Source organism: Nonomuraea monospora, from assembly GCF_039531895.1.
GTDB lineage: Bacteria > Actinomycetota > Actinomycetes > Streptosporangiales > Streptosporangiaceae > Nonomuraea > Nonomuraea monospora.
In genome coordinates this window covers 94188-119649 of sequence record NZ_BAAAQX010000037.1, presented here as the reverse complement: position 1 = coordinate 119649, position 25462 = coordinate 94188, and the positions used below count along the sequence as shown (strand labels likewise).

At 73.3% G+C, this 25462-nt stretch carries 20 protein-coding genes and 1 riboswitch; of the genes, 13 read left to right on the top strand and 7 right to left on the bottom strand.

Annotation, left to right across the window (positions count from 1 at the left end):
- Window positions 1-82 precede the first annotated feature (82 nt).
- Entirely contained in the window at window positions 83-1288 is a 1206-nt protein-coding gene (locus ABD331_RS47020; protein WP_344490810.1) for a cytochrome P450, read from the top strand.
- On the opposite strand, the gene ABD331_RS47015 is transcribed toward ABD331_RS47020, so the two are convergent.
- Window positions 1278-2246, bottom strand: a complete 969-nt coding sequence (locus ABD331_RS47015) for a hypothetical protein (RefSeq protein ID WP_344490807.1) — start codon at window positions 2244-2246, stop codon at window positions 1278-1280. The genes ABD331_RS47020 and ABD331_RS47015 overlap by 11 nt on opposite strands.
- A gap of 286 nt (window positions 2247-2532) precedes the next feature.
- Between ABD331_RS47015 and ABD331_RS47010 the strand changes: the two genes are divergently transcribed.
- From ABD331_RS47010 to ABD331_RS46985, 6 genes are read left to right on the top strand one after another with little or no spacing between them, the layout of a single operon-like run.
- Window positions 2533-2724, top strand: coding sequence for a CbtB domain-containing protein (locus ABD331_RS47010; RefSeq protein WP_148440920.1), 192 nt, complete (start codon window positions 2533-2535; stop codon window positions 2722-2724).
- Between the two features lie 11 nt (window positions 2725-2735).
- A complete protein-coding gene (locus tag ABD331_RS47005; protein WP_344490802.1) occupies window positions 2736-3509 on the top strand; it encodes a CbtA family protein in 774 nt (257 codons plus the stop codon).
- Window positions 3510-3515: 6 nt separating this feature from the next.
- On the top strand, window positions 3516-4169 hold the full coding sequence (locus ABD331_RS47000) for a histidine phosphatase family protein (RefSeq protein WP_344490799.1): 654 nt from the start codon (window positions 3516-3518) through the stop codon (window positions 4167-4169).
- The gene (locus ABD331_RS46995) at window positions 4166-6310 is read left to right on the top strand and encodes a magnesium chelatase subunit D family protein (RefSeq protein WP_425566226.1); all 2145 of its coding nucleotides are present in this window, start codon (window positions 4166-4168) and stop codon (window positions 6308-6310) included. Before ABD331_RS47000 ends, ABD331_RS46995 begins: the two co-directional genes overlap by 4 nt.
- Before the next feature lie 2 nt (window positions 6311-6312).
- Window positions 6313-6915 (top strand): cob(I)yrinic acid a,c-diamide adenosyltransferase, encoded by a 603-nt coding sequence (gene cobO, locus ABD331_RS46990; RefSeq protein WP_344490846.1) that lies wholly within the window; start codon window positions 6313-6315, stop codon window positions 6913-6915.
- The gene (locus ABD331_RS46985; RefSeq protein WP_344490793.1) at window positions 6909-8312 is read left to right on the top strand and encodes a cobyrinic acid a,c-diamide synthase CobB; all 1404 of its coding nucleotides are present in this window, start codon (window positions 6909-6911) and stop codon (window positions 8310-8312) included. Before cobO ends, ABD331_RS46985 begins: the two co-directional genes overlap by 7 nt.
- On the opposite strand, the gene cobN is transcribed toward ABD331_RS46985, so the two are convergent.
- Window positions 8267-12025 (bottom strand): cobaltochelatase subunit CobN, encoded by a 3759-nt coding sequence (cobN, locus tag ABD331_RS46980; protein WP_344490790.1) that lies wholly within the window; start codon window positions 12023-12025, stop codon window positions 8267-8269. The two genes, ABD331_RS46985 and cobN, sit on opposite strands and share 46 nt — an antisense overlap.
- A 38-nt stretch (window positions 12026-12063) precedes the next feature.
- Window positions 12064-12254, bottom strand: a riboswitch (cobalamin riboswitch).
- Window positions 12255-12274: 20 nt separating this feature from the next.
- On the opposite strand from cobN, the gene ABD331_RS46975 reads away from it, so the two are divergent.
- The 3 genes from ABD331_RS46975 to cobJ all read left to right on the top strand — a co-directional run bounded on the left by ABD331_RS46975 (window position 12275) and on the right by cobJ (window position 16545).
- Window positions 12275-13747: a precorrin-3B synthase gene (locus ABD331_RS46975; RefSeq protein WP_344490787.1), complete on the top strand. Its 1473-nt coding sequence runs from the start codon at window positions 12275-12277 to the stop codon at window positions 13745-13747.
- Window positions 13748-14260: 513 nt separating this feature from the next.
- The gene (locus tag ABD331_RS46970; protein WP_344490784.1) at window positions 14261-14881 is read left to right on the top strand and encodes a precorrin-8X methylmutase; all 621 of its coding nucleotides are present in this window, start codon (window positions 14261-14263) and stop codon (window positions 14879-14881) included.
- Between the two features lie 2 nt (window positions 14882-14883).
- Window positions 14884-16545 carry a precorrin-3B C(17)-methyltransferase gene (cobJ, locus tag ABD331_RS46965; RefSeq protein ID WP_344490781.1) on the top strand — a complete coding sequence of 554 codons (1662 nt, stop codon included), beginning with the start codon at window positions 14884-14886 and terminating at the stop codon, window positions 16543-16545.
- Here cobJ and ABD331_RS46960 read toward each other — a convergent pair.
- The 4 genes from ABD331_RS46960 to ABD331_RS46945 form a co-directional block, all read right to left on the bottom strand.
- The gene (locus ABD331_RS46960; RefSeq protein ID WP_344490778.1) at window positions 16536-17522 is read right to left on the bottom strand and encodes a precorrin-6A/cobalt-precorrin-6A reductase; all 987 of its coding nucleotides are present in this window, start codon (window positions 17520-17522) and stop codon (window positions 16536-16538) included. The two genes, cobJ and ABD331_RS46960, sit on opposite strands and share 10 nt — an antisense overlap.
- 219 nt (window positions 17523-17741) lie before the next feature.
- A complete protein-coding gene (gene cobM, locus ABD331_RS46955) occupies window positions 17742-18497 on the bottom strand; it encodes a precorrin-4 C(11)-methyltransferase (RefSeq protein WP_344490775.1) in 756 nt (251 codons plus the stop codon).
- The gene (gene cbiE / locus ABD331_RS46950) at window positions 18494-19705 is read right to left on the bottom strand and encodes a precorrin-6y C5,15-methyltransferase (decarboxylating) subunit CbiE (protein ID WP_344490772.1); all 1212 of its coding nucleotides are present in this window, start codon (window positions 19703-19705) and stop codon (window positions 18494-18496) included. The genes cobM and cbiE overlap by 4 nt, the downstream gene beginning before the upstream one ends.
- Window positions 19702-20091, bottom strand: coding sequence for a pyridoxamine 5'-phosphate oxidase family protein (locus ABD331_RS46945; RefSeq protein ID WP_344490769.1), 390 nt, complete (start codon window positions 20089-20091; stop codon window positions 19702-19704). Before ABD331_RS46945 ends, cbiE begins: the two co-directional genes overlap by 4 nt.
- Window positions 20092-20245: 154 nt before the next feature.
- On the opposite strand from ABD331_RS46945, the gene ABD331_RS46940 reads away from it, so the two are divergent.
- Window positions 20246-21556 carry a S28 family serine protease gene (locus ABD331_RS46940; RefSeq protein ID WP_344490766.1) on the top strand — a complete coding sequence of 437 codons (1311 nt, stop codon included), beginning with the start codon at window positions 20246-20248 and terminating at the stop codon, window positions 21554-21556.
- A 49-nt stretch (window positions 21557-21605) separates the two neighbouring features.
- Here the strand turns inward: ABD331_RS46940 and ABD331_RS46935 are convergent, their stop codons facing one another.
- Window positions 21606-22205 carry a TetR/AcrR family transcriptional regulator gene (locus ABD331_RS46935; protein WP_344490763.1) on the bottom strand — a complete coding sequence of 200 codons (600 nt, stop codon included), beginning with the start codon at window positions 22203-22205 and terminating at the stop codon, window positions 21606-21608.
- Between the two features lie 119 nt (window positions 22206-22324).
- Here ABD331_RS46935 and ABD331_RS46930 point away from each other — a divergent pair, with 119 nt between their 5' ends.
- On the top strand, window positions 22325-23197 hold the full coding sequence (locus ABD331_RS46930; protein ID WP_344490760.1) for a bile acid:sodium symporter family protein: 873 nt from the start codon (window positions 22325-22327) through the stop codon (window positions 23195-23197).
- An 18-nt stretch (window positions 23198-23215) separates the two neighbouring features.
- On the top strand, window positions 23216-25459 hold the full coding sequence (locus ABD331_RS46925; protein ID WP_344490757.1) for a sulfatase-like hydrolase/transferase: 2244 nt from the start codon (window positions 23216-23218) through the stop codon (window positions 25457-25459).
- Window positions 25460-25462 lie beyond the last annotated feature (3 nt).

The window sequence follows — 25462 nt, the reverse complement described above, 5'->3', positions numbered from 1 at the left end:
AGTGTAGTGTCCCGGACAATTGAAGGTTAGGCTACACATGTAGGGAAGTTGTGCTGTAGGACACCATGTTGATGGGAGAGCCTTGACCACCGACTCCACCGCGACGCTCGAAACGGCCCGTAGCTGCCCGTTCGCCCCGCCCGAGCAGCACCTTCGATTCCTGCGCGAGCAGCCCGTCGCCAAGGTCACGCTCGCCACGGGGCGGGAGGCCTGGGTGGCCTCGCGCTACGAGGACATCAGGACGATCCTGAGCGACCCGCGTTTCAGCGCCGACCGCCGCCACCCCAACGCGCCCAAGCTGAGCAGCGCCGACGGGCAGCTCTCCGAATCGCCCCTGCCGAAGATGATGCTGGAGATGGACCCGCCGGAGCACGGCCACGCCCGCCGCCAGGTGATCGGCGAGTTCACCGTGCGGCGCATGGCCGCGCTGCGACCGCGCATCCAGCAGATCGTGGACGAGCACCTCGACGCCATGCTCGACGGCCCGCGCCCCGCCGACCTGGTGACGGCGCTGGCGCTGCCGGTGCCGTCGCTGGTGATCTGCGAGCTGCTCGGCGTGCCGTACTCCGATCACGACTTCTTCCAGGAGCACTCGGCGCAGCTCCTCAACCGCGCGGCCACCGAGCAGGAGCGCCAGCACGCCGTGCTGGAGCTGGCCGTCTACCTCGACAAGCTGATCACCTCCAAGGAGGAGCAGCCCACCGACGACCTGCTGGGCCGCCAGATCGTCAAGCAGCGCGAGAACGGCGAGGCCGACCACCTGGGGCTGCTCAGCCTGGCGTTCCTGCTGCTGATCGCCGGCCACGAGACCACCGCGAACATGATCTCGCTGGGCACGTACATGCTGCTGGAGCACCCCGAGTCGCTCGACGCGCTGCGCGCCGCCCCCGACAAGATCGGGAACGCGGTGGAGGAGATGCTGCGTTACTTCACCATCGCCGAGCTGGCCATGGCCAGGGTGGCGCTGGAGGACGTCGAGCTGAGCGGCACCGTCATCCCCGCCGGGTCCGGCGTGCTCATGCTCGCCAACGCGGGCGACCGCGACCCGGCCGCGTTCGAGGAACCCGAGCGGTTCGACATCGACCGCGACGCCCGCAGCCACCTCGCCTTCGGCTACGGGCCGCACCAGTGCCTGGGGCAGAACCTGGCGCGGGTGGAGCTGGAGATCGTGTTCAACACGTTGCTGCGGCGCGTTCCCGGGCTGCGGCTGGCCGTGCCGGCCGAGCAGCTCTCGTTCAAGGACGACTCCACCGTGTACGGGATGCACGAGCTGCCCGTCACCTGGTAGAAGTCTCCACCGCGGTTGAGAGCACGGCGCCGCACGCCACGGCGGTGCAGCCCGCCAGCAGGGCGGCGGCGCCGAGCGTCAGGAGGTCGGGGCCGGTGAGCGGCTGGCCGCGCAAGGCCTGCCAGGTGACCAGGGCGACGAGACCGGCGTACCCGGTAGCGGCGACGCCGACCAGGCGGGCGCGGACGCGTTCGTCACGCAGGATCGGGTGGCGGGCGGCCAGCCAGGCCAGCAGGAGAGCGAGCAGCAGCATCACCTGAAGCCCGTGCAGGGCGACGAAGTGGGGCACCCGCAGGTCGCCGCCCGTGGTGCTCCACTGGGTGATCGGCAGGCCGGGGCCGCCGTCCGGCACGCCCACGCTGTGGCCGCTGGTCAGGGGCACCGGCGCCCCGTCCGTCGTCAGCCCGGTGTGGGGTTCGCCCTGGAACGGGATGAGGAAGCCGAGCACCATGCCGGTGATCGCCAGCCCGAGCCCCGTGTGGATGGCGCGGCTCGCCGCCCGGTCCGGCCCGACCCGCTGGACGGTCAGCAGGATCGCGAGCACCAGGTTGGCCAGCATCATGCTCATCACGCCCATGCCGAAGACCCGCTGGATCGTCTCCTCGAACGGCTCCGGCGAGTCGTTGAAGTGGCTGAACGTGCCACGCGCCGCCTGGACCGCGACGATCCCGACGTCCACGAAGGCGGCGGCGGCGAAGACGGTGGCCATCGCCGAGGTCCACCTCCTCCCCCGGTGCGGCAGCGACAACATCCAGGCGAGGGTGGTCCCGTAGACGGCCAGCGACACCGCGAACTTCAGCGGCTTGAGCCAGACGGGCGCGCCCTGCAGTACCCGGTCGTCGAACACCAGCCCGGCCACCGAGACGGCGAGCAGGACCAGCATCGAGGCGACCATGAGCAGCAACGGCCTGTGCCACCGCGTCACCCGGCGGCGCGGCTCGTGCGGTGCGGCGGACATGGGCCCTCCCGGGGGGTGAGGTGACGTCCGCTCCAGGGTCCGGCCTGGGCCGCCACCGCCACATTCCCGCGCGCACCCCAGGTTCTGCGGGGGTCAGCACCCCCATGATGTTGACGCGAACCGGATGAAAGGATACGTTCCGGTAGATTTCACGGTTGTCCAAGGGAAATCCGGTGAGATGCCGGTGCGGACGCGCCACTGTATCCGGGACGTAGATCCCGGGAGCCAGGTCGCTTGGTGGCCGTGACCTCGCTGAACGGGACGCGTCAACCCTGAGGAGGATCAAATGAGTGGACCTTCCACTCCTTCCGCCGCCATTCCCTTCCCGCGCCTGCGCCCCTGGCTGCCGGCCGTGCCCGTGCTGCTGCTCGTCGCGTACCTCGTCCTGATGGACAACGGCGCCGTCTCCCAGGCGGGGGCGCTGCTGCACGAGCTGATGCACGACGGGCGTCATCTGCTCGGCGTGCCCTGCCACTAGAGGGCGCGCGGATGGTACGCATTCTGCTGGTCAGGGGCCTGTTGGTGGGGTTGCTGGCCGGAATCGTCGCGGGCGGCTTCGCTTTCGTGTTCGGGGAGCCGCAGGTGGACGGGGCCATCGCCGTGGAGGAGGCGGCGGCTTCGGAACACTCGCACGGCGCCGATGAGGCGGCGGCGAGTCATGATCATGGTGAGGAGGCCGTGGTCTCCAGGCCGGTGCAGAAGGCCGGGCTCTTTCTCGCCACCGGCCTCTACGGGCTGGCCGTCGGCGGCGTCTTCGCGCTCGTGTTCGCCGGGCTGCGAGGACGGGTCGGGCCGCGCTCGGACGGACGCCTGGCCCTGGCCGCCGCCGGCACCGCCTTCACCGCCGTCGTCCTCGTCCCCTTCCTGAAATATCCCGCCAACCCACCCGCCGTGGGCGACCCCGACACCATCAACGGCCGCACCCTCCTGTACGTGGTGATCGTCCTGGTCGGCCTGGCCGCCACGGCGATCGCCATCGCGACGGCCCGGCGGATCGTCTCGGCGAACCCCTGGGTGCGGTGGGTGTCGGCCGCCGGGGGCTTCCTCGTTCCGGTGGTCGCGGCGTGGGTGCTGCTGCCGGCGGTCGACGAGGTGCCCGACGGGTTCCCCGCGACGCTGCTGTGGGAGTTCCGGCTGGCCTCGCTCGGGACGCAGCTCGTTTTCTGGGCGGCGTTCGGGGTGCTGTTCGGCTGGGTGAGCGATCGGGCGGCGGCACGGGGCGCGGCGTCGTCCGCGCGTGTGGTTCCGGCGTCGCCGAGCTGAGCCCGGGTGTTGTTCATCCGGCACGCGACCACGCCAGGCATGCGCGCGGCCCGCTTCCCGTGCGCCGCGGCGGCCTGCTGCGCCGGAGCCGGGGCGGCCAGCCGTCCCTCTGGCGGAGCGGCATGCCTCTCCGGTGCGGGGGAAGCCGATCCGGCGAGCCTGGCCAGGGCCTCCGCTCTGCGCCCCTTGGTCACGGGGCGGCCCGCGTGGGTCTCCCCGGCCAGGGCGGCGTGGCAGACCGCTCAAGCCCTGGAGCTGGAGCCGCACGTGTGCGCCGCACTCGGCGAGGCGGACTGCGGGCGGTGGGGCGGCCTGCCGTACGAGCAGGTCGCGCGGGAGGAATCGGAAGCGCTGGCGCGCTGGCTGACCGACCCGCACGCCGCGCCCCACGGCGGCGAGAGCCTGGCGACGCTCGCGAGCCGGGTGGCGACCTGGCTCGACGCCGCCCGAACACCTGCCCGGCGCACCCCCTCCAGCCCACCCCCGGCGGCGGACGGGGTCGTGATCTGTGACGCCGGGGTCATCAGAGCAGCCCTCGCGCACGCCCTCGGCCTCGCCCCCACGACCACCGCCCACTTCGACCTGACCCCCCTGTCCACCACCGAGCTGCTCCCCACCCGCGACGGCTGGCGGGTCGCGCACGTCAACCGAAAGGCCTGACCTTGATCGTCACCTACCCGTTCAGCGCCGTGGTCGGCCTGCACGACCTGAAGCTCGCGCTGGTGCTCAACGCCGTCTCCCCCCGGGTGGGCGGGGTGCTGGTACGCGGCGAGAAGGGCACCGCCAAGTCCACGATCGTCCGCGCCCTGTCGGCCCAGTTGCCCGCCGTGGACGTGGTGCCGGGCTGCCGGTTCGCCTGCGACCCCGGGGCGCCCGCGCCGGACTGTCCCGACGGCCCGCACGACGCCGAGGCCGAGGGGGTCAGCCGTCCGGCCGCCCTGGTGGAGCTGCCGGTCGGCGCGTCGGAGGACCGGCTGGTCGGCTCGCTCGACGTGGAGCGGGCGCTGACGGAGGGGGTGAAGGCGTTCGAGCCCGGCCTGCTGGCCGCCGCGCATCGCGGCGTCCTGTACGTGGACGAGGTGAACCTCCTCCACGACCACCTCGTCGACCTCCTCCTGGACGCCGCCGCCCTCGGCACGTGCTATGTCGAGCGCGAGTCCGTGTCCGTCCGCCATGCCGCCCGTTTCCTGCTGGTGGGCACCATGAACCCGGAGGAGGGCGAGCTGCGCCCCCAGCTTCTCGACCGGTTCGGGCTGACGGTCGAGGTGAAGGCGTCCCGCGACCCCGCCGAACGCGCCGAGGTGGTGCGGCGGCGGCTCGCCTTCGACGCCGACGCGGAGGGGTTCGCGGCGCGGTGGGCCGAGGAGGAGGCGGTGCTCGCCCGGCGGATCGCCGACGCCAGGACGCGGGTGGCAGGGGTTCGACTGCCGGACGCGCGGCTGCGGCAGATCGCGACCGTGTGCGCGGCGTTCGAGGTGGACGGGCTGCGGGCCGACCTCGTCACCGCGAACGCCGCCGTCGCCCACGCCGCCTGGCAGGGCCGGGACAGCGTGACGACCGAGGACGTGCGCGCCGCCGCCCGGCTGTCGTTGCCGCACCGGAGGCGGCGTGAACCGTTCGACGCGCCGGGGCTGGATGAGGCGCTGCTGGAGGAGTTGCTGGAGCGGACGTCCGGTGACGACGACGATCCGGACGGCGGGCCCTCCGATGGCGACGGCCCTGACCGGCCCTCCGATGGCGGCGGCCCTGACCGGCCCTCCGGGGTTGACGGCGACGGGCCGTCCGCCGGTGGCGAGGCGGGGCAGCACGGCCTGCCGGATCAGGCCCGGGACGGCGCGGGCTCCCCTGAGGCAAGCGACAGCGCAGCCGGCGGCGACGCGCCCCGAGCAGGTGGCCGCCCGATGGACGCGGCTGACGACTCGGCGGACGCGGGCGACGGCGTGGGCGACGGCGTGGGCGCGGGCGCCCTGCGGGTGGCCGGGGTGGCGGCCCCGTACCGGGTCCCGTTGCTGGAGGTGCCGGGCGTCGGCGAGGGCGCGGCCGGGCGCAGGTCCAGGTCACGCACGTCACAGGGCCGAGCCACCGGCGCACGCCACCCATCGGGCCGCGTACGCGACCTGCACGTGGCGGCCACGATGCGAGCCGCGGCCCCGTACCAAAGAGAACGCGGACGAAACGGCCCAGGGCTGGTGCTGCGCGGCGGCGACCTGCGCGAGGTGGTGCGCGAGGGCAGGGAGGGCAACCTGGTGCTGTTCGTGGTGGACGCGAGCGGCTCGATGGCCGCCCGCAAGCGGATGACGGCGGTCAAGACGGCCGTGCTGAGCCTGCTGCTCGACGCCTACCAGCGGCGCGACAAGGTGGGGCTGGTCACGTTCAGGGGAGCGGGGGCCGAGGTGGCGCTGCCGCCGACGTCGTCGGTGGAGGTGGGGGCGGCGCGGCTGCGTACGCTGGCCACCGGCGGGCGCACGCCCCTGGCGGCGGGGCTGACGCGGGCGGCGGAGGTGCTGCGCGTCGAACGGCTGCGCGACCCCGCCAGGCGGCCGCTGCTCGTCCTGGTGACGGACGGGCGCGCCACGGCGGGCGGCGACGTGGATCGGGCGGCGGCTCTGCTGGAGGGCACGGCCGCGGTCGTCGTGGACTGCGAGAGCGGGCCGGTGCGGCTCGGCCTGGCGGTGCGGCTGGCGGCGCGGTTGCGGGCGTGGCTCGTACCTCTCGACTCGCTGACCGACCTCGGCTCTGTCGTCCACGACCACAGGACGCAGAACCTCACCAGGCCCCAGAGCCGCAGGAAGGCGGGTTGATCGTGCCGCAGGGGAAGCCGGCCGTCGTCCCCGACGACGGTCTCACCACCCGGCAGCGCCGCACCAGGCCGCTGCTGATCGTGCACACCGGCCCTGGTAAGGGCAAGTCCACGGCCGCGTTCGGGATGGCGTTGCGGGCGTGGAACCAGGGCTGGCCGGTCGGGGTGTTCCAGTTCGTGAAGTCGGCGAAGTGGCGCATCGGCGAGGAGCGGGCGCTCAGGGTGCTCGGGGACAGCGGCGAGGGCGGCCCGGTGACCTGGCACAAGATGGGCGAGGGCTGGTCGTGGATCCAGCGGCCCGGCGCCGAGGAGGATCACGCGGCCGACGCCAGGGAGGGCTGGGCGCAGATCAAGCGGGATCTGGCGGCGCAGACGTACCGGTTCTACGTGCTGGACGAGTTCACGTACCCGCTGAAGTGGGGCTGGCTGGACGCGGACGACGTGCTCGCGGCGCTCACCGGCCGGCCGGGGAGCCAGCATGTCGTGATCACCGGCAGGGACGCGCCCGAGTGGCTGGTCGAGGCGGCGGATCTGGTGACGGAGATGGGCAAGGTACGCCATCCCATGGACGCCGGGCAGAAGGGCCAGAAGGGCATCGAGTGGTGACGATCCCGCGGCTGGTCGTCGCCGCGCCCTCGTCCGGGAGCGGCAAGACGACGGTCGCCACCGGGCTGATGGCGGCGCTGCGGGCGCGCGGCCTGCGGGTCTCACCGCACAAGGTGGGGCCGGACTACATCGACCCCGGCTACCACGCGCTGGCCACCGGGCGGCCGGGGCGGAACCTGGATCCGTGGCTGCAGGGCGAGGAGCGGGTGGTGCCGCTGTTCCTGCACGGGTCGGCCGGATGCGAGGTGGCCGTGGTCGAGGGCGTGATGGGGCTGTTCGACGGGCGGGGGGACACGGACTTCGCCTCGACGGCGCACGTCGCCCGGCTGCTGGACGCGCCGGTGGTGCTGGTGGTGGACGCGGCGCGGCAGAGCCGGTCGGTGGCGGCGGTGGTGCACGGGTTCGCGACGTTCGACCCGGGGGTGCGGGTGGGCGGGGTGGTGCTCAACCGGGTGGGGTCGGATCGGCACGCGGAGTTGTGCCGGTCGGCGCTGGCCGGGGTGGGGGTGCCGGTGCTGGGGGCGGTGCGGCGCGACGACGCGGTGTTCACGCCGTCGCGGCATCTGGGGCTGGTGCCCGCGGCTGAGCGGCGGGACGAGGCGGTGGACGCGGTGGAGCGGCTGGCCGCGCTGGTGGCCGGGTCGTGCGATCTTGACGCGCTGATGCGGCTGGCCAGGTCGGCGGCGCCGCTGGACGCGTCCGCATGGGATCCGCTCACCGCCGCGACCGGTGATGACGGCAGGCGGATGGCCGGTGACGGCGATGGGCGGGCGGCCGATGACGGCGGTGGGCGGGCGAGGCGGGCGCGGCCCGTTGTGGCGGTGGCCGGTGGGGCTGCGTTCACGTTCGGCTACGCCGAACACGTCGAGCTGCTGCGCGCGGCGGGCGCGGACGTCGTCACCTTCGACCCGCTGCGCGACGAACGCCTCCCCCCAGGCACGGCCGCCCTGGTGATCGGCGGCGGCTTCCCCGAGGTGTACGCCGCCGAACTGGCCGCCAACACCCCCCTGCGCACCCAGGTCGCCACCTTCGACGGCCCGATCGCCGCCGAGTGCGCCGGGCTGCTGTACCTGTGCGACGAGCTGGACGGCCGCCGCATGTGCGGGCGCGTCCCCGGCCGCGCCTCGATGACGTCCAAACTCACGCTCGGCTACCGGGAGGCCGTCGCGCTCGCCCGCACCCCGCTGACCAGGCCCGGCGAACGCGTGCGCGGCCACGAGTTCCACCGCACCACCGTCGAGTACGCGGCCGGGCCGCTGTTCCGCCACGAGGGCGGCGCCGACGGGTACGGCGATCCCGGCGTGACCGCGTCCTATCTGCACCTGCACTGGGCGGGCACGCCGGGGACGGCTCAGCGGCTGGTGTCGTCCTCCAGGTCGCCCTCCGTCTTGAGGTAGACCTCCTGCAGCCCGCGCAGCACGTCAGGGTCCGGGTGCTCCCACATGCCGCGCTCGGCGGCCTCGAGGAGGCGTTCGGCGATGCCGTGCAGGGCCCACGGGTTCGACTCGGCCATGAACGCCTGGTTCTCGGGGTCGAGCACGTACGTCTCGGTCAGCTTGTCGTACATCCAGTCGGCGACCACCCCCGTGGTGGCGTCGTAGCCGAACAGGTAGTCGACGGTGGCGGCCAGCTCGAACGCGCCCTTGTAGCCGTGCCGCCGCATCGCCGCCAGCCAGCGCGGGTTGACGACCCTGGCGCGGAAGATGCGCGAGGTCTCCTCGGAGAGCGTTCTGGTGCGTACGGCGTCGGGCCGGGTGCTGTCGCCCACGTAGGCGGCCGGAGCCTTGCCGGTGAGCGCGCGGACGGTGGCGACCATGCCGCCGTGGTACTGGAAGTAGTCGTCGGAGTCGGCGATGTCGTGCTCGCGGCTGTCGACGTTCTTGGCGGCCACGGCGATGCGGCGGTAGGCGTCCTCCATCTGCGGGCGGGCGGCCACGCCGTCGAGGTCGCGGCCGTAGGCGTAGCCGCCCCACACCGCGTACACCTCGGCCAGGTCCGCGTCGTCGCGCCAGTTGCGGCTGTCGATCAGCGGCAGCAGCCCCGCCCCGTACGCGCCGGGCGCCGACCCGAAGATCCGCATCGTGGCCTGCCGCTCGCCGGCCGGGGTCTGGGCCACGTGGGCGCGCACGTAGTTGTGCTCGTGCGGCTCGTCCAGGGCCGCCACCAGCCGTACGGCGTCGTCGAGCATCGCCACCACGTGCGGGAACGCGTCCCTGAAGAAGCCGCTGATCCGGACCGTCACGTCGATCCTGGGCCGGGCCAGCTCGGCGAGCGGGATCGGCTCCAGGCTGGTGACGCGGCGGGACGCCTCGTCCCACACGGGACGGACGCCGAGCAGCGCCAGCACCTCCGCCACGTCGTCGCCCGCCGTCCGCATGGCGGAGGTGCCCCACACGGACAGGCCCACGGAACGCGGCCACTCCCCCGTGTCGGCGCGGTAGCGCTCCAGCAGCGACTCCGCCATCGCCTGGCCGGTCTCCCAGGCCAGCTTGCTGGGCACCGCCCTGGGGTCGACCGAGTAGAAGTTGCGGCCGGTCGGCAGGACGTTGACCAGGCCGCGCAGCGGTGAGCCGCTGGGGCCCGCCGGGACGTAGCCGCCGTCCAGGGCGTGCAGGACGTGGTCCAGCTCGTCCGTGGTGCGGGCCAGGCGGGGGATCAGCTCGGTGGCGGCGAAGGCGAGAATGCGGGTGACCAGGTCGGCAGCCTGCTCGACCTGCTCGACCTGCTCGGACTGTACGACCTTCGCCACGTGGGCGCGTACGACCTCCGGGACCGCCTCCACCGCCCAGCCCCGCTCCTCCATCCCCTCCACCAGCGCCCTGGCCACCCCCTCGGCCCGATCCACCGCCCCCAGCCCGGCCGTACCGTCCTCCACCAGCCCGAGCGCCTCACGCAGCCCCGGCAACGTCTCCCGCCCGCCCCACAACTGCCGCGCCCGCAACATGGCCAGCACCAGATCGACCCGCGCCGCCCCCTCCGGCGCCTGCCCGAGCACGTGCAGCCCGTCGCGGATCTGCGCGTCCTTCACCTCGCACAGCCACCCGTCCACGTGCAGCAGGAAGTCGTCGAACTCGCTGTCGTGCGGCCGATCCGCCAGCCCCAGGTCGTGGTCGAGCCGGGCGGCCTGGATGAGCGTCCAGATCTGCGCGCGGATGGCGGGCAGCTTGGCGGGGTCCATGGCGGCGATCGTGGCGTGCTCGTCGAGGAGCTGCTCCAAGCGGGCGATGTCCCCGTACGTGTCCGCCCTGGCCATCGGCGGCACCAGGTGGTCGACCAGCACGGCGTGCGCCCGCCGCTTGGCCTGGGTGCCTTCGCCGGGGTCGTTCACCAGGAACGGGTAGACCAGCGGCAGGTCCCCGATCGCCGCGTCGGTGGCGCACGCCGCGGACATGCCCGCCGACTTGCCCGGCAGCCACTCCAGGTTGCCGTGCTTGCCCACGTGCACCATGGCGTGCGCGCCGAACTCGTCCGACAGCCACCGGTACGCGGCCAGGTAGTGGTGGCTGGGCGGCAGGTCGGGGTCGTGGTAGATGGCGATCGGGTTCTCGCCGAAGCCGCGTGGCGGCTGGACCATGACGACGAGGTTCCCGGCGTGCAGCGCGGCGAGCACGATGTCGCCCTCGTGCACGAACAGCTCGCCGGGCGGCGGCCCCCAGTGGCGTTCCATTGCGTGCCGCAGGTCGCCGGGCAGCGTCCGGTACCACCGCTCGTAGGAGGCGGCGGAGATCCGTACCGGATTGCCCGCCAGGTGCTCCTCGGTCAGCCAGTCCTGGTCCTGGCCGCCGGCGGCGATCAGCGCGTGGATGAGCGCGTCGCCGTCCTGCTCGGCCACGCCGGGGAAGCCTTCGCCCAGGTCGTATCCGGCCTCGGCGAGCCTGGACAGCAACCGCACAGTGCTGGCGGGCGTGTCCAGGCCGACGGCGTTGCCGACGCGCGAGTGCTTGGTCGGGTACGCCGACAGCATCACGACCAGGCGCCGCTCGGTGGGCGGGACGTGACGCAGCAGGCCGTGCCGCACCGCGATCCCGGCCACCCGGGCGGCCCGCTCGGGGTCGGCCTCGTAGACGGTCAGCCCGTCCTCGTCGATCTCCTTGAACGAGAACGGCACCGTGATGATCCGTCCGTCGAACTCGGGGATCGCCACCTGCGAGGCGGCGTCCAGCGGCGACAGGCCGTCGTCGTTCTCCTCCCACGCCTGCCTGCTGGTGGTCAGGCAGAGCCCTTGCAGGATGGGCACGTCGAGTGCGGCCAGCGCGCCGACGTCCCACGCCTCGTCGTCGCCGCCCGCGCCGGCGGTGGCGGGCCGCGCGCCGCCGGCCGCCAGCACCGTCACGACCAGCGCGTCGGCGGCCCGCAGCGCGTCGAGCAGGCCGGGTTCTGGGGTGCGCAGGGATGAGCAGTAGACCGGCATGGCCCGGCCGCCGGCGTCCTCGATCGCCGAGCAGAGCGCTTCCACGAACGCGGTGTTGCCCGCCAGGTGGTGCGCCCGGTAGTAAAGCACCCCGATCACAGGCCCGCCCCGCGCCCCGACCTCCCGCTCCAACCCGCCCGCCCCGGCGTCCCGCTCCAACCCGCCCGCCCCGGCGTCCCGCTCCAACCCGCCCGCCCCGGCGTCCCGCTCCAACCCGCCCGCCCCGGCGTCCCGTTCCAGGCTCCCCGCCCCGGTGCCCCGCTCCAACCTGCCCCAGGACGGCGTCGGCGCGGGCGGCGCGAAACCGTGGCCGGTCAGCAGCACGGTGTCGGACAGGAACGCGTGCAGCTCCGCCAGGTTCGCTGGCCCACCGTGCGCAAGGTAGGCGTGCGCCTCCGCGCAGACGCCCCCGCTCACCGTGGACAGCTCCATCAACTCGGCGTCGGGCGCCTGCTCGCCACCCAGCACCACCACCGGCAGAGGCCCGGCCAGCAACGCGTCCAGTCCCTCCGCCCAGGCCCGCCGCCCACCGAGCAGCCGCACCACGACCAGCTCCACGCCCTCCAGCAGCGCGGGCAGGTCGCCGGGGACGAGCCTGGCCGGATTGCCCAGCCGGTAGGGGACGCTGCTCGCGCGTGCGCTCAGCAGGTCGGTGTCCGAAGTCGAGAGCAGCAGGACGGTACGGCTGTCGCCAGGCACGGCGCAATCCTCCCTCGGGGTCCTCGCCCCGGTCGCGGGTGATGCGACGGCAGGAGTCTCCTGGCTCCCGGATCAGCGCTCACCCCGGCCTTCCCACCCGTCGCCGGGCAGTGGCCTGCGGTGGGGTTCGCTCCCCGGTCACAGTGGCGGGACCGCGCCGGTTTCGCACCGGCTTCCTCCCATGCCATCGCCTACCAGGAGACTACGGCAAGACAGACCTCCACAAGAACTGGCGTTACCATCCTCTTCGTGTCCATAGCCGACTTTTCCGGACGGATCCGTCCCGACGCCTGTCCGGGCGCGCTACAGGTACACGAGGCCGCGGACGGCCCGCTGGCCCGAATCCGCCTGCCCGGCGGCGCCGCCTCCCCTGCCCAGCTCCACGCACTCGCGGACTGCGCCGAAGCGTTCGGATCGGGCGTGATCGAACTCACCTCGCGCGCCAACGTCCAGGTGCGCGGACTCCACTCACCCACCGCCTTCGCCGAACGCCTCACCGCCGCCGGCCTGCTGCCGTCCCTCGCCCACGAACGCGTCCGCAACATCGTCGCCTCACCGATGAGCGGGCGGGGAGTGCTCGGGGTGGTGGACGTGCTCGCGGTGGTGCAGGCCCTCGACCTGGCGTTGTGCGGGCGGGAGCGGCTGGCGGGGCTGCCTGGGCGGTTCTTGTTCGCGGTCGATGATGGGACGGGGGATGTGAGTGGGCTTGGGGCGGATGTGACATGGGCAGCAGTGGCCGTTGACGCGCCCCCAAACGCCGAGATCATCGGCGCGCGCACAGACGCTCGGAACTCTGGCGCGGCGCTCCCAGACGGCGCACTCCCGCACGGCGCACTCCCAGGCGGGGCACTCCCAGGCGGGGCACCCCCGAACGGGGTGCTCCCAGACGGGGCGCTCCCGAACAGGGCGCTCCCAGGCGGGGCGCTCAGAAGCGGGGAGTCCCCCGGAGGACGGCTGCTGCTGGCGGGCTGGGACACGGGCCTGATCTGCAGCCCAGCCGCCGCCGTCCCGCTCATGCTCGCCGCCGCAGAGGCGTTCCTCGACGAACGCCCGGACGACGCGCCCCACGCCTGGCGCATCCAGGAGCTGGAGAACGGCCCAGCCCGCATCACCGCCCGCCTGACCGCCGACCCGGCCGTGCGCGCCCTGACGACCGTGCCAGCCACCGGAACAATGGGCCAGAACCCGACCACGGATCCGGTCCCTGACCCGACGATCGATCCAGTCACCAGACCGTCGGTCGACCGGCCGGTGACGCCGCTGGAGCGCGCTGACGTGGGGCGGCGGGCCGGGCGGATCACGCAGCGCGACGGGCGGGTGGCGCTGCAGGTGCTGGTGCCGCTCGGCAGGCTGACCCCCGCCCAGCTCCGGGCCCTCGCCGACAGCGGCCCCGCCGTGCGGCTCACCCCGTGGCGGACCGCCGTGTCCCTGGACCTCTCCCCGGAGGCGGCGGACCGCGCGGAGCGGGCGCTCACCGAAGCGGGCCTGGTCACCGACCCGGCCTCGCCGTGGACCGGGGTCACGGCTTGTACCGGTAGGCCCGGTTGCGGGAAGGCTCTGGCGGACGTGCAGGCGGACGCGCGGCGGTGGGTGGAGAGCCAGGCCGCCGCTCCTGGGACGCCCGTTCACTGGGCTGGTTGCGAGCGGCGCTGCGGCCTGCCTCGCGGCCAGGTCGTCGAGCTGATCGCCACAGGCGACGGCTACCGACGGCACCCGCAGTGATGACGACCACCGATGGCAGCCGCGCTGATGGCGTCCACCGACGATCGGCCACCGGCAGCACGCAGACGGCGGCCACCAACGACCGGGCACCAACGCCATGCATACGGGCGGCCACCGGCCACCAGCGCCACACAGCGGGCGGCAACCGGCCACCAGCACTATGCAGGCGGTGGCTCCCGCCGACCGGCCACCAACGCCACACCGGCGGCGGCTCCCACCGACCGGGCCACCAACGCCATGCAGACGGCAGCCACGGCAACCGGCCACCCATGCCATGCAGGCGGGCGGCCACCAGCGCCATGCAGGTGGTGGCTCCTGGTGGCAGCCTCGGAACCGACCACCGCAGGCAGCCGCGGCCAGGCAAGGCGACCGTGCTCGCCACCACCGACCAACCGGCGACCGCGCTCACACAACCGCCAGCCAACCAGCGACCGCGCTCGCGCAACCGCCGACCAACCGTGCGTGCCCGTACGCCGAGCACCCCTGACCACCCAGCCCCCGAGAAAGGCACCCGTGACCGACTACATCCGCGACGGCGCCGAGATCTACCGCCGCTCGTTCGCGACCATCCGCGCCGAAACCGACCTCACAGGCATCCCGCCCGAGGTCGCCCAGGTGGCGGTGCGGATGATCCACGCCTGCGGCATGACGGACCTCGTCACCGACCTGGCCTGGTCCCCCGGGGTGGTGGCGCGGGCCAGGGAGGCGCTGCGGGCGGGCGCGCCTGTGTTGTGTGACGCCATGATGGTGGCGTCCGGCGTGACGAGGCGCAGGTTGCCCGCCGAGAACGAGGTGGTGTGCACGCTGCCCGACCCGCGCGTGCCGGAGCTGGCGGAGCGGCTGGGGACCACGCGCAGTGCTGCCGCGCTGGAGTTGTGGCGGGGGCGGCTGGACGGCGCGGTGGTGGCGATCGGGAACGCGCCGACCGCTCTGTTCCGGCTGCTGGAGCTGGTGGAGGAGGGTGCGGGGCGGCCGGCGGCGGTGCTGGGGATTCCGGTGGGGTTCATCGGCGCGGCGGAGTCGAAGCGGGCGCTGGCCGCGAGCGACCTGGAGTATCTGGTGGTGCACGGCCGCCGCGGCGGCAGTGCGATGACGGCGGCGGCGGTCAACGCCATCGCGGACGAGACGGAGTGATCATGGTGAAGGGACGCCTGTACGGAGTCGGCCTCGGTCCCGGTGACCCCGAGTTGGTCACGGTGAAGGCGGCCAGGCTGATCGGCGAGGCGGACGTGATCGCGTACCACGCCGCGAGGCACGGCCGGAGCATCGCCCGTTCGATCGCGCTGCCGTACATGCGGGAAGGCCAGGTCGAGGAGCTGCTGCTCTACCCGCTGACCACGGAGACCACCGACCACCCCGGCGGTTACCAGGGCGCGCTGGACGACTTCTACGCCGACTGCGCCGAGCGGCTGGCCGTGCACCTGGACGCGGGCCGCACCGTGGTGGTGCTGGCGGAGGGTGATCCGCTGTTCTACGGGTCGTACATGCACATGCACAAGCGGCTCGCCCACCGTTACGACACCGAGGTGGTGCCCGGGGTGACGTCGGTCAGCGCCGCGTCGGCGGTGCTCGGGCGTCCGCTGGTGGAGCGGGACGAGGTGCTGACGGTGCTGCCCGGCACCCTGCCGGCCGACGTGCTGGCCGACCGGCTGCGCGGGACGGACTCGGCGGCGGTGCTGAAGCTGGGCCGGACGTTCGAGAAGGTGCGCGAGGCGCTGGCCGAGGCCGGGCGGCTGGACGACGCCTGGTACGTCGAGCGCGCCACGATGGGCGCGGAACGGGTCGCGCCGCTCAAGGACGTGGACGCCGACGGCGTGCCGTACTTCTCGCTGGCCCTGCTGACCAGCCCCGCCGAGCGCACGTTCGTGCCCGAGCCACAGCGGGTTCCGGCGGCGGGCAAGGTGGCTGGCGAGGTGGCTGGCGAGGTGGCTGGCGAGGTGGCTGGTGAGGTGGCTGGCAACACGGCAGGCCACACAGCGGGCAACACAGCGGGCAACACGGCAGGCCACACAGCGGGCAACACGGCGGGCGAGGCAGCGGGCCGAACAGCGGGCAGAGGGCCGGGCAAGGTGACGGGCGAGGTGACCGTGGTGGGGCTGGGCCCGGCCGGGCGGCCGTGGCTGACGCCCGAGGCGCAGGAGGCGCTGGCCGCCGCGACCGACCTCGTCGGTTACGGCCCGTACGTGGACCGGGTGGCCCCGAACCCGCGCCAGCACCGTCACCGTACCGACAACCGGGTGGAGGCCGAACGCGCCAGGCACGCGCTGGAGCTGGCCCGCGGCGGCGCCCGTGTGGCGGTGGTGTCGTCCGGGGATCCCGGGGTGTTCGCCATGGCCAGCGCGGTCATGGAGGCGGCGGCCGACTTCCCCGACGTGCCGGTGCGGATCGTGCCCGGGTTGACGGCGGCGCAGGCGGTGGCGAGCCGGGTCGGGGCGCCGCTGGGGCACGACTACTGCGTGGTGTCGCTGTCGGACCTGCTCAAGCCGTGGGAGGTGGTGGCCGCCCGGCTCACGGCCGCCGCCTCGGCCGACATGGTGGTGGCGATCTACAACCCTGCTTCGCGCAGCCGTACGTGGCAGCTCGCGGCGGCTCGTGACCTGCTGCTGGAGCACCGGGACGCGGCCACCCCCGTGGTGGTCGGGCGTGATGTGGGGGGTGAGCAGGAGAGCGTCACCGTCACGACGCTGGGTGAGCTGGATCCGGGGCAGGTGGACATGCGCTGCCTGCTGATCGTCGGGTCCTCGACGACCCGGGTCACCGAGCGCGGGCTGGTTTACACGCCTCGCCGTTATCCCTGAGGCTCTGCGGCCCAGGACGTTGCCGCCGCCACGGTGTCCACGAGGTGGACGCCGGGTGGGAGGGGTGGGCGGTTCACCATGATGACGGGGAGGGCCAGGTCGCGGGCGGCGGTGAGTTTGGCGGAGGTCAGGTCGCCGCCGCTGTCCTTGGTGATGAGGACGTTCAGGTGGTGTTGCTGGATGAGGGTGCGTTCGCCTTCGGGGGTGTAGGGGCCGCGGGCGAGGAGGATGTGCACGTTGGGAGGGATGGGGGGTTCTGGGGGGTCTACGGATCTGGCCAGGAGCCACACTCCGGGGATGCCGGTGAAGAGGGGGAGGCTGCGGCGGCCGGTCGTGAGGAAGACCCGGGTGGGGGCGGTGGTGGCGGTGAGGTCGGCGATGGTGGCGGGAGCGGCGGGAGCGGCGGGAGCGGCGGGAGCAGTGAACGCGGCGGGAGCAGCGGACGCGTGAGTGGCGGTCGCGGCGGTCAGGGCGGAAGCGGCGGGGGTGGAGGTCGCGTCAGTGGCGGCCGTCGCGGCGGGAGCGGTGGGGGTCGTGTCAATGGCGGCCGACGTGGCGGGAGCGGCAGGGGTGGTGGGGGTGGGGGTTCGCCAGGCGTCTGTGGTGAGCAGGGCGGCGGCGGCGTGGAGGGTGTTCACCCGTTGCCAAGCATCACCCTCCGACTCCTGCCAGCCCGGCCGCCGCAGAACCAGCAACGGCACCCCGGTGGCGGACGAGGCGGCGGCGGCTGAGGCGGTCATGCATTCGGCGAAGGGGTGGGTGGCGTCCACCAGCGCGTCGATGCGCTCATCAAGTAGAAAGGCGGCCAGCCCTTCGGCCCCGCCGAACCCGCCTTCCCGCACCTCCCCCACCGGCAGCCGCGGGTTGCTCACCCGCCCGGCCAGCGACGACACCACGTGCAGCCCCGGGCGGGAGGCGAGCGAGGCGGCCAGGGCACGGGCCTCCGCCGTGCCGCCCAGGATCAGAACTCGTCGCACGTTTCGCCCCCCTTCTCGCAGCCGCCCAGGATCAGAATCCCCCGCACATCTCACCCCGCTCCACGCAACCGCCCACGATCAGGACCCGCCGCACGTCTCACCCCGCTCCACGCAACCGCCCACGATCAGGACCCGCCCCACGTCTCACCCCGCTCCACGCAACCGCCCACGATCAGGACCCGCCCCACGTCTCACCCCGCTCCACGCAACCGCCCACGATCAGGACCCGCCGCACGACCGCTCCCGCTCCACGCTGTACAGATGGCTGTCCGGGAACTGCGTGGCCGACAGCACCCGCCCCACCACGATCACCGCAGTACGCCGGATCCCCGCCGCGTGCACCTGCCCGGCGATGTCCGCCAGCGTCCCCCGCACCACCACCTCGTCCTCCCTGCTGGCCCGCGCCACCACAGCCACCGGACAATCAGACCCGTAGGACGGCAGCAACTCGGCCACCACCTGGTCGATCCGCCGCACCGCCAGGTGCAGCACCATGGTGGCCTTGCTCGCACCCAGGGTGGTGAGGTCCTCGCCTGGAGGCATCGGGGTGGCGCGGGCGGAGGTGCGGGTCAGGATGACGGTCTGGCCGACGCCGGGCACGGTGAGCTCCCGGCCCAGGGCGGCGGCGGCCGCCGCGAAGGCGGGGACGCCCGGCACCACCTCGTACGGCACGCCGAGCGCGTCGAGCCGCCGCATCTGTTCGGCGACGGCGCTGAAGACGGACGGGTCGCCGGAGTGCAGGCGGGCGACGTCGAGCCCGTCGCGGTGGGCGGTGAGGACTTCGGCGACGATCTCGTCGAGGTTGAGGTCGGCGGTGTCGACGAGCCTGGTGCCGGGCGGGCAGGAGTCGAGGAGTTCGCGGGGCACCAGCGATCCGGCGTACAGGCACACCGGTGACGTCTGGAGGCGGCGCAGGCCGCGCAGGGTGATCAGGTCGGCGGCGCCGGGGCCGGCACCGATGAAGTACACGGTCACGGGTCGTCCTTCCTGGTCAGGGACCATACGGTGACGGGCATCGCGGGACGCCAGCCGGTGAAGCCGCCCACGGGCGAGGCCCGCTGGACGGCGAGGCGGACGAGGTCGCCGCCGAGCCTGCCGTACCACTGGCCGACGAGGGCTTCGGATTCGAGGGTGACGGCGTTCACGACGAGCCTGCCGCCGGGCCGCAGCCGCGTCCAGCAGTGGTCGAGCAGGCCGGGGGCGGTGACGCCGCCGCCGACGAACACCGCGTCGGGTTCGGGCAGGCCGTCGAGGGCCGCCGGGGCCTTGCCCTCGACGACGCGCAGGGACGGCACGCCGAGCCGGTCGGCGTTGCGGCGGATGGCGGCGGCGCGGTCCGGGCGACTCTCCACGGCCACGGCGGCGCACGCCGGGTGGCTGCGCATCCATTCGACGGCGATGCTGCCGGCGCCCGCGCCGACGTCCCACAGCAGCTCGCCCGGTCGCGGGGCGAGCCGCGACAGGGTGACCGCGCGGACCTCCCGCTTGGTGAGCTGCCCGTCATGCTCGTACGCGGTGTCGGGCAGCCCCGGCACGAGGCCCAGCGGCTCGGTGTCCCGGCTCGCCACGCACTCGACGGCGATCACGTTGAGCGGGGACGCGGCGGGCCCGGCCCAGGTCTCGGCGGTGCCGTGCCGGGCGGTCTCGGTGGCGGCGCCCAGGTCGGACAGCGCCGTCATGGGGCTGGGGCCGTACCCGCGGGCGGTGAGCAGGGCGGCGACCTGGGACGGGGCTTCGCGTCCCGCACCGAGGACGACGAGCCTGCGGCCGGGCAGCGCGGCGGCGTTGAGCGTCTCGGGCGGGCGGCCGACGAGGCTGACCGTCTCCACCTGCTCGACCGGCCAGCCGAGGCGGGCGCAGGCGAGCGACAGCGACGACACGTGCGGCAGCACGCGGACGTCCGCCGCGCCCAGGAGCCGCACCAGCGTGGAGCCGATGCCGTAGAACAGGGGATCGCCGCTGGCCAGCACGCACACCTCGCGGCCGGTGTGCCGTTCCAGGAGCGCGGGCAGCGCGGGCAGCAGCGGCGAGGGCCAGCGCACGCGCTCCGCGCCGACGGACGCGGGCAGCAGCTCCAGTTGCCGGGGACTGCCCATGACGACCCCGGCGGCCTCCAGCGCGCGCCGCGAGGTGGGGGGCAGTCCGTCCCAGCCGTCCGCGCCGATGCCGACGACGGTGATCACACGTTGCCCAGGACGCGGGTCACCTGGATCTCGATGACCACCCGGGCGGGGTTGGCGCGGGGCGGTTTGTAGCGAGCCGCGTAGCGGCGCTCGGCGTCGGCGACCTCGTCCGGCGAGGTGCGGACGACGGCCCGGCCCTCCAGCGTGGACCAGCGCCGGCCGTCCACCTGGCACAGCGCGACGGGGAGACCGCCGGTCGCGGCGATGAGCCTGGCCTTGGCCGAGGTGCCCGAGGTGATCACGCGGGCGACGCCGGTCTCCACGTCCAGCGTCGCGCCCACCGGCACGACGTGCGGCGGGCCGCCGGGGCGCGCGGTGGACAGCGTGCACAGGTGCCGCTCCTGCCAGAAGGCGGCGAACGCGCTGCCCTGCTCGACCAGGTTCACGATCCTCCTCGGATGAATGGCGAGGCATATCGTATATCGCGCTCTTCCGAGGGCACGGGCCCGCCGCCTCGCGTCCACCGACGAAGACGCTGGAGTATGAAACAGAGACAGCAGCGCATTTGGGATCTCAAATCATGCTTCTACGTTGGTCGATATGACAATCAAGTACGCGATCGCGGCAGTGCTCGTGGCGCTGACAGGGCTGGTCGCCCCCGCCCGGGCCGACACCGCTCCGGACGTCCTCGACCGGCTCGAAGCAGTCCCCGGCCTGAGCGTCGAGGAACGGCCGTCCACCATCGCGGGGGTGCGCTGGTTCTGGCTCAGGTACCGCCAGCCGGTCGATCACCGGGATCCCGGCCAGGGCTGGTTCGAGCAGCGGATCATGCTGCAGCACCGCTCGCCCGACCGTCCCATGGTCTTCCACCTGACCGGCCACCAGGTGCCGGAGACCATGTTCCAGACAGAGCCCACCACGCTGCTGGACGCCAACCAGCTCTCGATGGAGTACCGCTACTACCCGGGCTCCAGGCCGGTGCCGACCGACTGGACCAAGGACACGCTCTGGCAGGGCGCCAACGACCAGCACCGGATCGTCGTCGCGCTCAAGCGGATCTACCAGCGCAACTGGATCGGCACCGGCGGCAGCAAGGGCGGGCAGGCCTCCGTCATCCACCGCCGCTACTTCCCCGGCGACGTGGCCGGGACGGTCGCCTACGTGGCCCCGAACAACCTCGACGACGCCGAGGACAGCGCCTACGACCGGTTCCTGGAGAGCGCGGGCAGCGACCCCGCCTGCCGTACGCGCCTGCGGAGCCTGCAGCGGGAGATCCTGGAGCGGCGGCCCGCCATGCTGCGGCTGCTGCGAGCCGACGCGGCCAGGAACGGCTGGACGTTCGACCTGGTCGGGGACGCCGACCGGGCCTTCGAGCACTCGGTGATGGACTACGAGACGGGCTTCTGGCAGTACAACCCGCAGTCGGCGTGCGCGAGCCTGCCCGCCACCGACGCCTCCGACGAGGTGCTCTACCGGAGCTTCGACCGGGTGCTCGGCTTCCCGTTCTTCACCGACCAGGCGCTCGCGCCGTACGTGTCGGTCTTCTACCAGGCGGGCACGGAGACCGGCTGGCCGACGCCGGCGTTCGCGCACCTGCGCCCGCTGCTGCGTTACGAGGACAGCTACGGGCCGAGGTCGTGGGTGCCGCGCGAGCTGCCGATGACGCTGGACCAGAGCGTGCTGCGGGACGTGGATCGGTGGGTGCGCACGCAGGGCAGCAGGCTGATGTTCGTCAACGGAGGCAACGATCCGGCGACGGCGGAGCCGTACCGGCTGGGGGCTGGGAGCCGTGACTCGGCCGTCTACACCGCGCCCGGCGCGCATCACATCTTCCTCGGCGAGGTGATCGCCCTGCTGCCGGCGGAGCAGCAGGCCAAGGCGGTGGCCGACCTGCGCCGCTGGGCGCAGTAAGGAGGAGTAAGGACGTCAGCGCCCGCCGGGCACGGTCCCATGAGGGACGTCAGCGCCCGCCGGGCGCGGTGAGGATGGCCAGGGCGGTCCTGCGCAGGTCGGCCATGGCCGCGACGGCCTCCGCCTCCTCGAATTCGGGCGCGTCCAGCCGCTGCTCGACATCGGCCAGCACCACGACGATGTGCAGGCTGAGCACCCTGAGCCGCTCTCTCGTCAGCCCGGGCAGGCAGGCGGAGATCAGGCCGACGAGCTCGTTGACGCCGGGATGGTGGTCCCGGGAGTAGGGCCAGGACCGGTAGCTGCCCGACAGCACGTACCGGCTGGTGAAGCGGACGTACCAGCTCGTGCCCCGATGGGCCAGGACGTGCTCGGCCAGCGGCGCGACGTACGCCTCGATCAGGGCGGGCAGGTCCCGCTCCAGGCCGTGCGCGCGCAGGCTCTCGATCAGCTCGCCGCGCCGCCGGTTGAGCGGGGTCATGCGGTACGAGTACAGCGCGTCGATGAGCGCCGCCTTGTCGCCGAAGTGATACTGGACCGCCGAGTGGTTGCGCTGGTCCGCCGCGACGGCGATCTCCCGCAGGGACACCCCGAAGCCGCGTTCGGCGAAGAGCCGCTCGGCGGCGAGGAGGATCTTCTCTTTCGCTCGCATTCTTGTCTATTCCTACCAAGTGACCATAGAATCGCTGCCGAATTAAGACACCTTGCCTTAATTCGTTCCATCGTAGTAAGGAGAGCACCGTTGATCACGGTCTCCGAAGGGATCGGCGCGTGAACGGAGCCATGCTGTTCGTCGTCGCCGTCCTCATGCTCGGGCTGGGCCTCGGCCTGACGGTCGAGGACTTCCTGCGCGTCCGCCGGTACCGGCTGACGATCGCCGCCGCGCTCGGCTGCCAGCTCCTCATCCTGCCCCTCGTGTGTTTCGCGATCGTCAGCGTGCTCGGCCTGCCGCCCGCCGCGGCCGTCGGCATGATGCTCGTCGCCGCCTCGCCCGGCGGCCCGCTCGCCGGGGTGTATTCCAAGCTCTTCGGCGGCGACGTGGCCTTCAACCTGACGCTCACCGCCGTCAACTCGGTGCTGTCGGTCGTCACGCTGACGCTGATCACCAACCTGTCGCTGGCGCACTTCCTGCCCGCGCAGGAGGGCATCGGCCTGCAGGGCGGCGAGATCGTGCAGGTCTTCGCCGCCGTCCTGGCGCCGATCGCCGCCGGCATGGCCGTCAGGGCGCGGTGGAGCCGGTTCGCGGACCGCGCCGAGCGCGTCTTCCGCGTGCTGTCCGGGCTCGCGCTGGCCGCGCTCATCGCGGGCGGGTTCGCCGCCAACCTCTCCCCGCTCGTCGAGAACCTCACCACCGTCCTTCCCGCCGTCGTCCTGTTCGCGCTGGCCAGCCTCACCGCCGGGTACGCGGCGGGACGGCTCACCCGCGCCGGGCGCGGCCCGTCGATCGCGGCGGGCATGGAGATCGGCTTCCACAACGCCGCGCTGGCCCTGACCATCGCGCTCAGCCTGACGGACGACCTCACCGTGGCCGTCCCGCCCGGCATCTACGGCCTCACCATCATGATCGTCGCAGCGGGCTTCGGCCTCCTGCTCAACCGTTTCCTCGCCCCGCGCGCCGACGCCACCACACCGGCCGCGAGCTGATCCACCGGAGTGACCACCATGACCGCAGAGCCCGTCTTCCGCAGCGCCGCCCGCCCGCCGGCCGGGGCCCCGAACGTCCTGGCCATCGTCCTGGACGACACCGGCTTCGCCCAGCTCGGCTGCTTCGGCTCCGACATCGCCACCCCCAACATCGACAGGCTGGCCGCCGGCGGCCTGCGCTACAACCGCTTCCACGTCACCGCCCTGTGCTCCCCGTCGCGGGCCTCGTTCCTCACCGGCCGCAACCACCACGCCATCGGCATGGGATTCCTCGCCGACATCCCCCTCGACCACCACGGATACACCGCCCGCATTCCCCGCTCGGCCGCCACCCTGCCGCGGATCCTGCGCGACCAGGGCTACTCCACCCTGGCCGTGGGCAAGTGGCACCTCACGCCGCGCTTCGAGCGCTCGGCGGCGGGCCCGTTCAGCCACTGGCCGCTCGGCCTCGGCTTCGAGCGCTACTACGGCTTCCTCCAGGGCGACGCCAACCACTACGCGCCCAACCTCGTCGAGGACAACCACTACGTCGAGCCGCCCGCCACCCCCGAGGAGGGCTACCACCTCACGGAGGACCTGACCGACCGCGCCATCCGCTACCTGGACGACCAGCGCCACGCCGCGCCGGGCAAGCCGTTCTTCCTCTACTACGGCCTCGGCGCCATGCACTCCCCGCACCACGTGACACCCGAGTGGGTCGAGCCCTACCGGGGCCGCTTCGACCACGGCTGGGACGCCTGGCGCGAGGAGATCTTCCAGCGCCAGCTCGACGCGGGCGTCGTCCCGCCAGGCACCACCCTCACGCCCCGCCCCGACTATGTGCGGGCCTGGGACGACCTCAGCGCCGACGAGCGCCGCCTGTACGCCCGCCAGCAGGAGGTCTTCGCCGGTTTCCTGACCCACACCGACGCCCAGATCGGCCGCCTGCTCGACCACCTGGAGGAGACCGGGCAGCTCGACGACACGATCGTCGTGCTGTTCTCCGACAACGGGGCCAGCGCCGAGGGCGGCGTGCACGGCAGCGTCAACGAGCACCGCTTCTCCTCCGCCATCCCCGAGTCCCTGCCGGACAACCTCGCCCACTACGACGACTGGGGCGGCCCCGCCACCTACAACCACTACGCCTGGGGCTGGGCGTGGGCCGGCAACACCCCGTTCCGCCTGTGGAAGCGCTACACGTGGCTCGGCGGCACCCGTACGCCGCTGATCGTGCACTGGCCCGCCGGGATCCGCGCGCGCGGCGCGGTCCGCGACCCCGTCCTGCACGTCAACGACCTGTTCCCGACGCTGCTGGACGCGATCGGCATCCAGGCGCCGGACGTCGTGGACGGGATCGAGCAGCAGCGGATCGACGGCGCCAGCTTCCGCGCCGGGTTCGACGACGCCGGGGCGCCCGCGCCGCGCGACACCCAGTACTTCGAGATGCTGGGCTCCCGCTCGCTCATCCACGGGCGCTGGAAGACCACCACCGACCACGTCTCCACCGGCATCCTCGACGAGCAGGAGCTGCTGTCCGGCAGCCGCGACTTCGACGCCGACCACTGGGCGCTGTTCGACCTGTCCGCCGACTTCTCCGAGGCCACCGACGTGTCGGCCGGCCATCCTGAGGTGGTGGCCGAGCTGCGGCGGCTGTGGGACGAGGAGGCGGAGCGCAACCACGTCCTGCCGCTCTACGACAACCTCGTGGACCGCATCGGCGCCCTCATCGGCCCCGCCTGGCCGCCCGGCGACGACCGCACCTACCGGCCCGGCGCCTCGCCGATCTGCGACGAGTCGCTGCCGATCCTGTTCGGCGGCTTCCGCTTCACCGCCGAGGTGGAGGCGGCGGACGCGCCCGGCGGGGTGCTGTTCGCGCTCGGGGACCTGCACGGCGGGCTGGCGCTGTACGTCGCGGAGGGGCGGCTGGTCTTCACCTTCTCGCGTGCCGGGGAGATCCTGGAGGTGATCGGGGACCGGCCCGTCCCGCCCGGCCGCCAGTCCCTGGGGATCGCCCACGTCACCGGGCCCGACGGGTCGGCCTTCCACCTGCTGCACGGCGCGACCGTGGTGGGGTCGCTGGCCTTCGACGGCCTCCTGCCCGTCGCCCTCCAGCACGGCGGGGCCGGGCTGCGGCTGGGGCACGACTCGGGGCTGGCCGTGTCGGACCGGTATCGCGTTCCGGCCGCGTGGAACGGACGGCTGGTGTCGGTACGCGTCCAGACGCCGGGCTACGCCAAGCCCGACCCCCTCGCCGACCTGAGAACCGCCCTGCACGCCGACTGACCA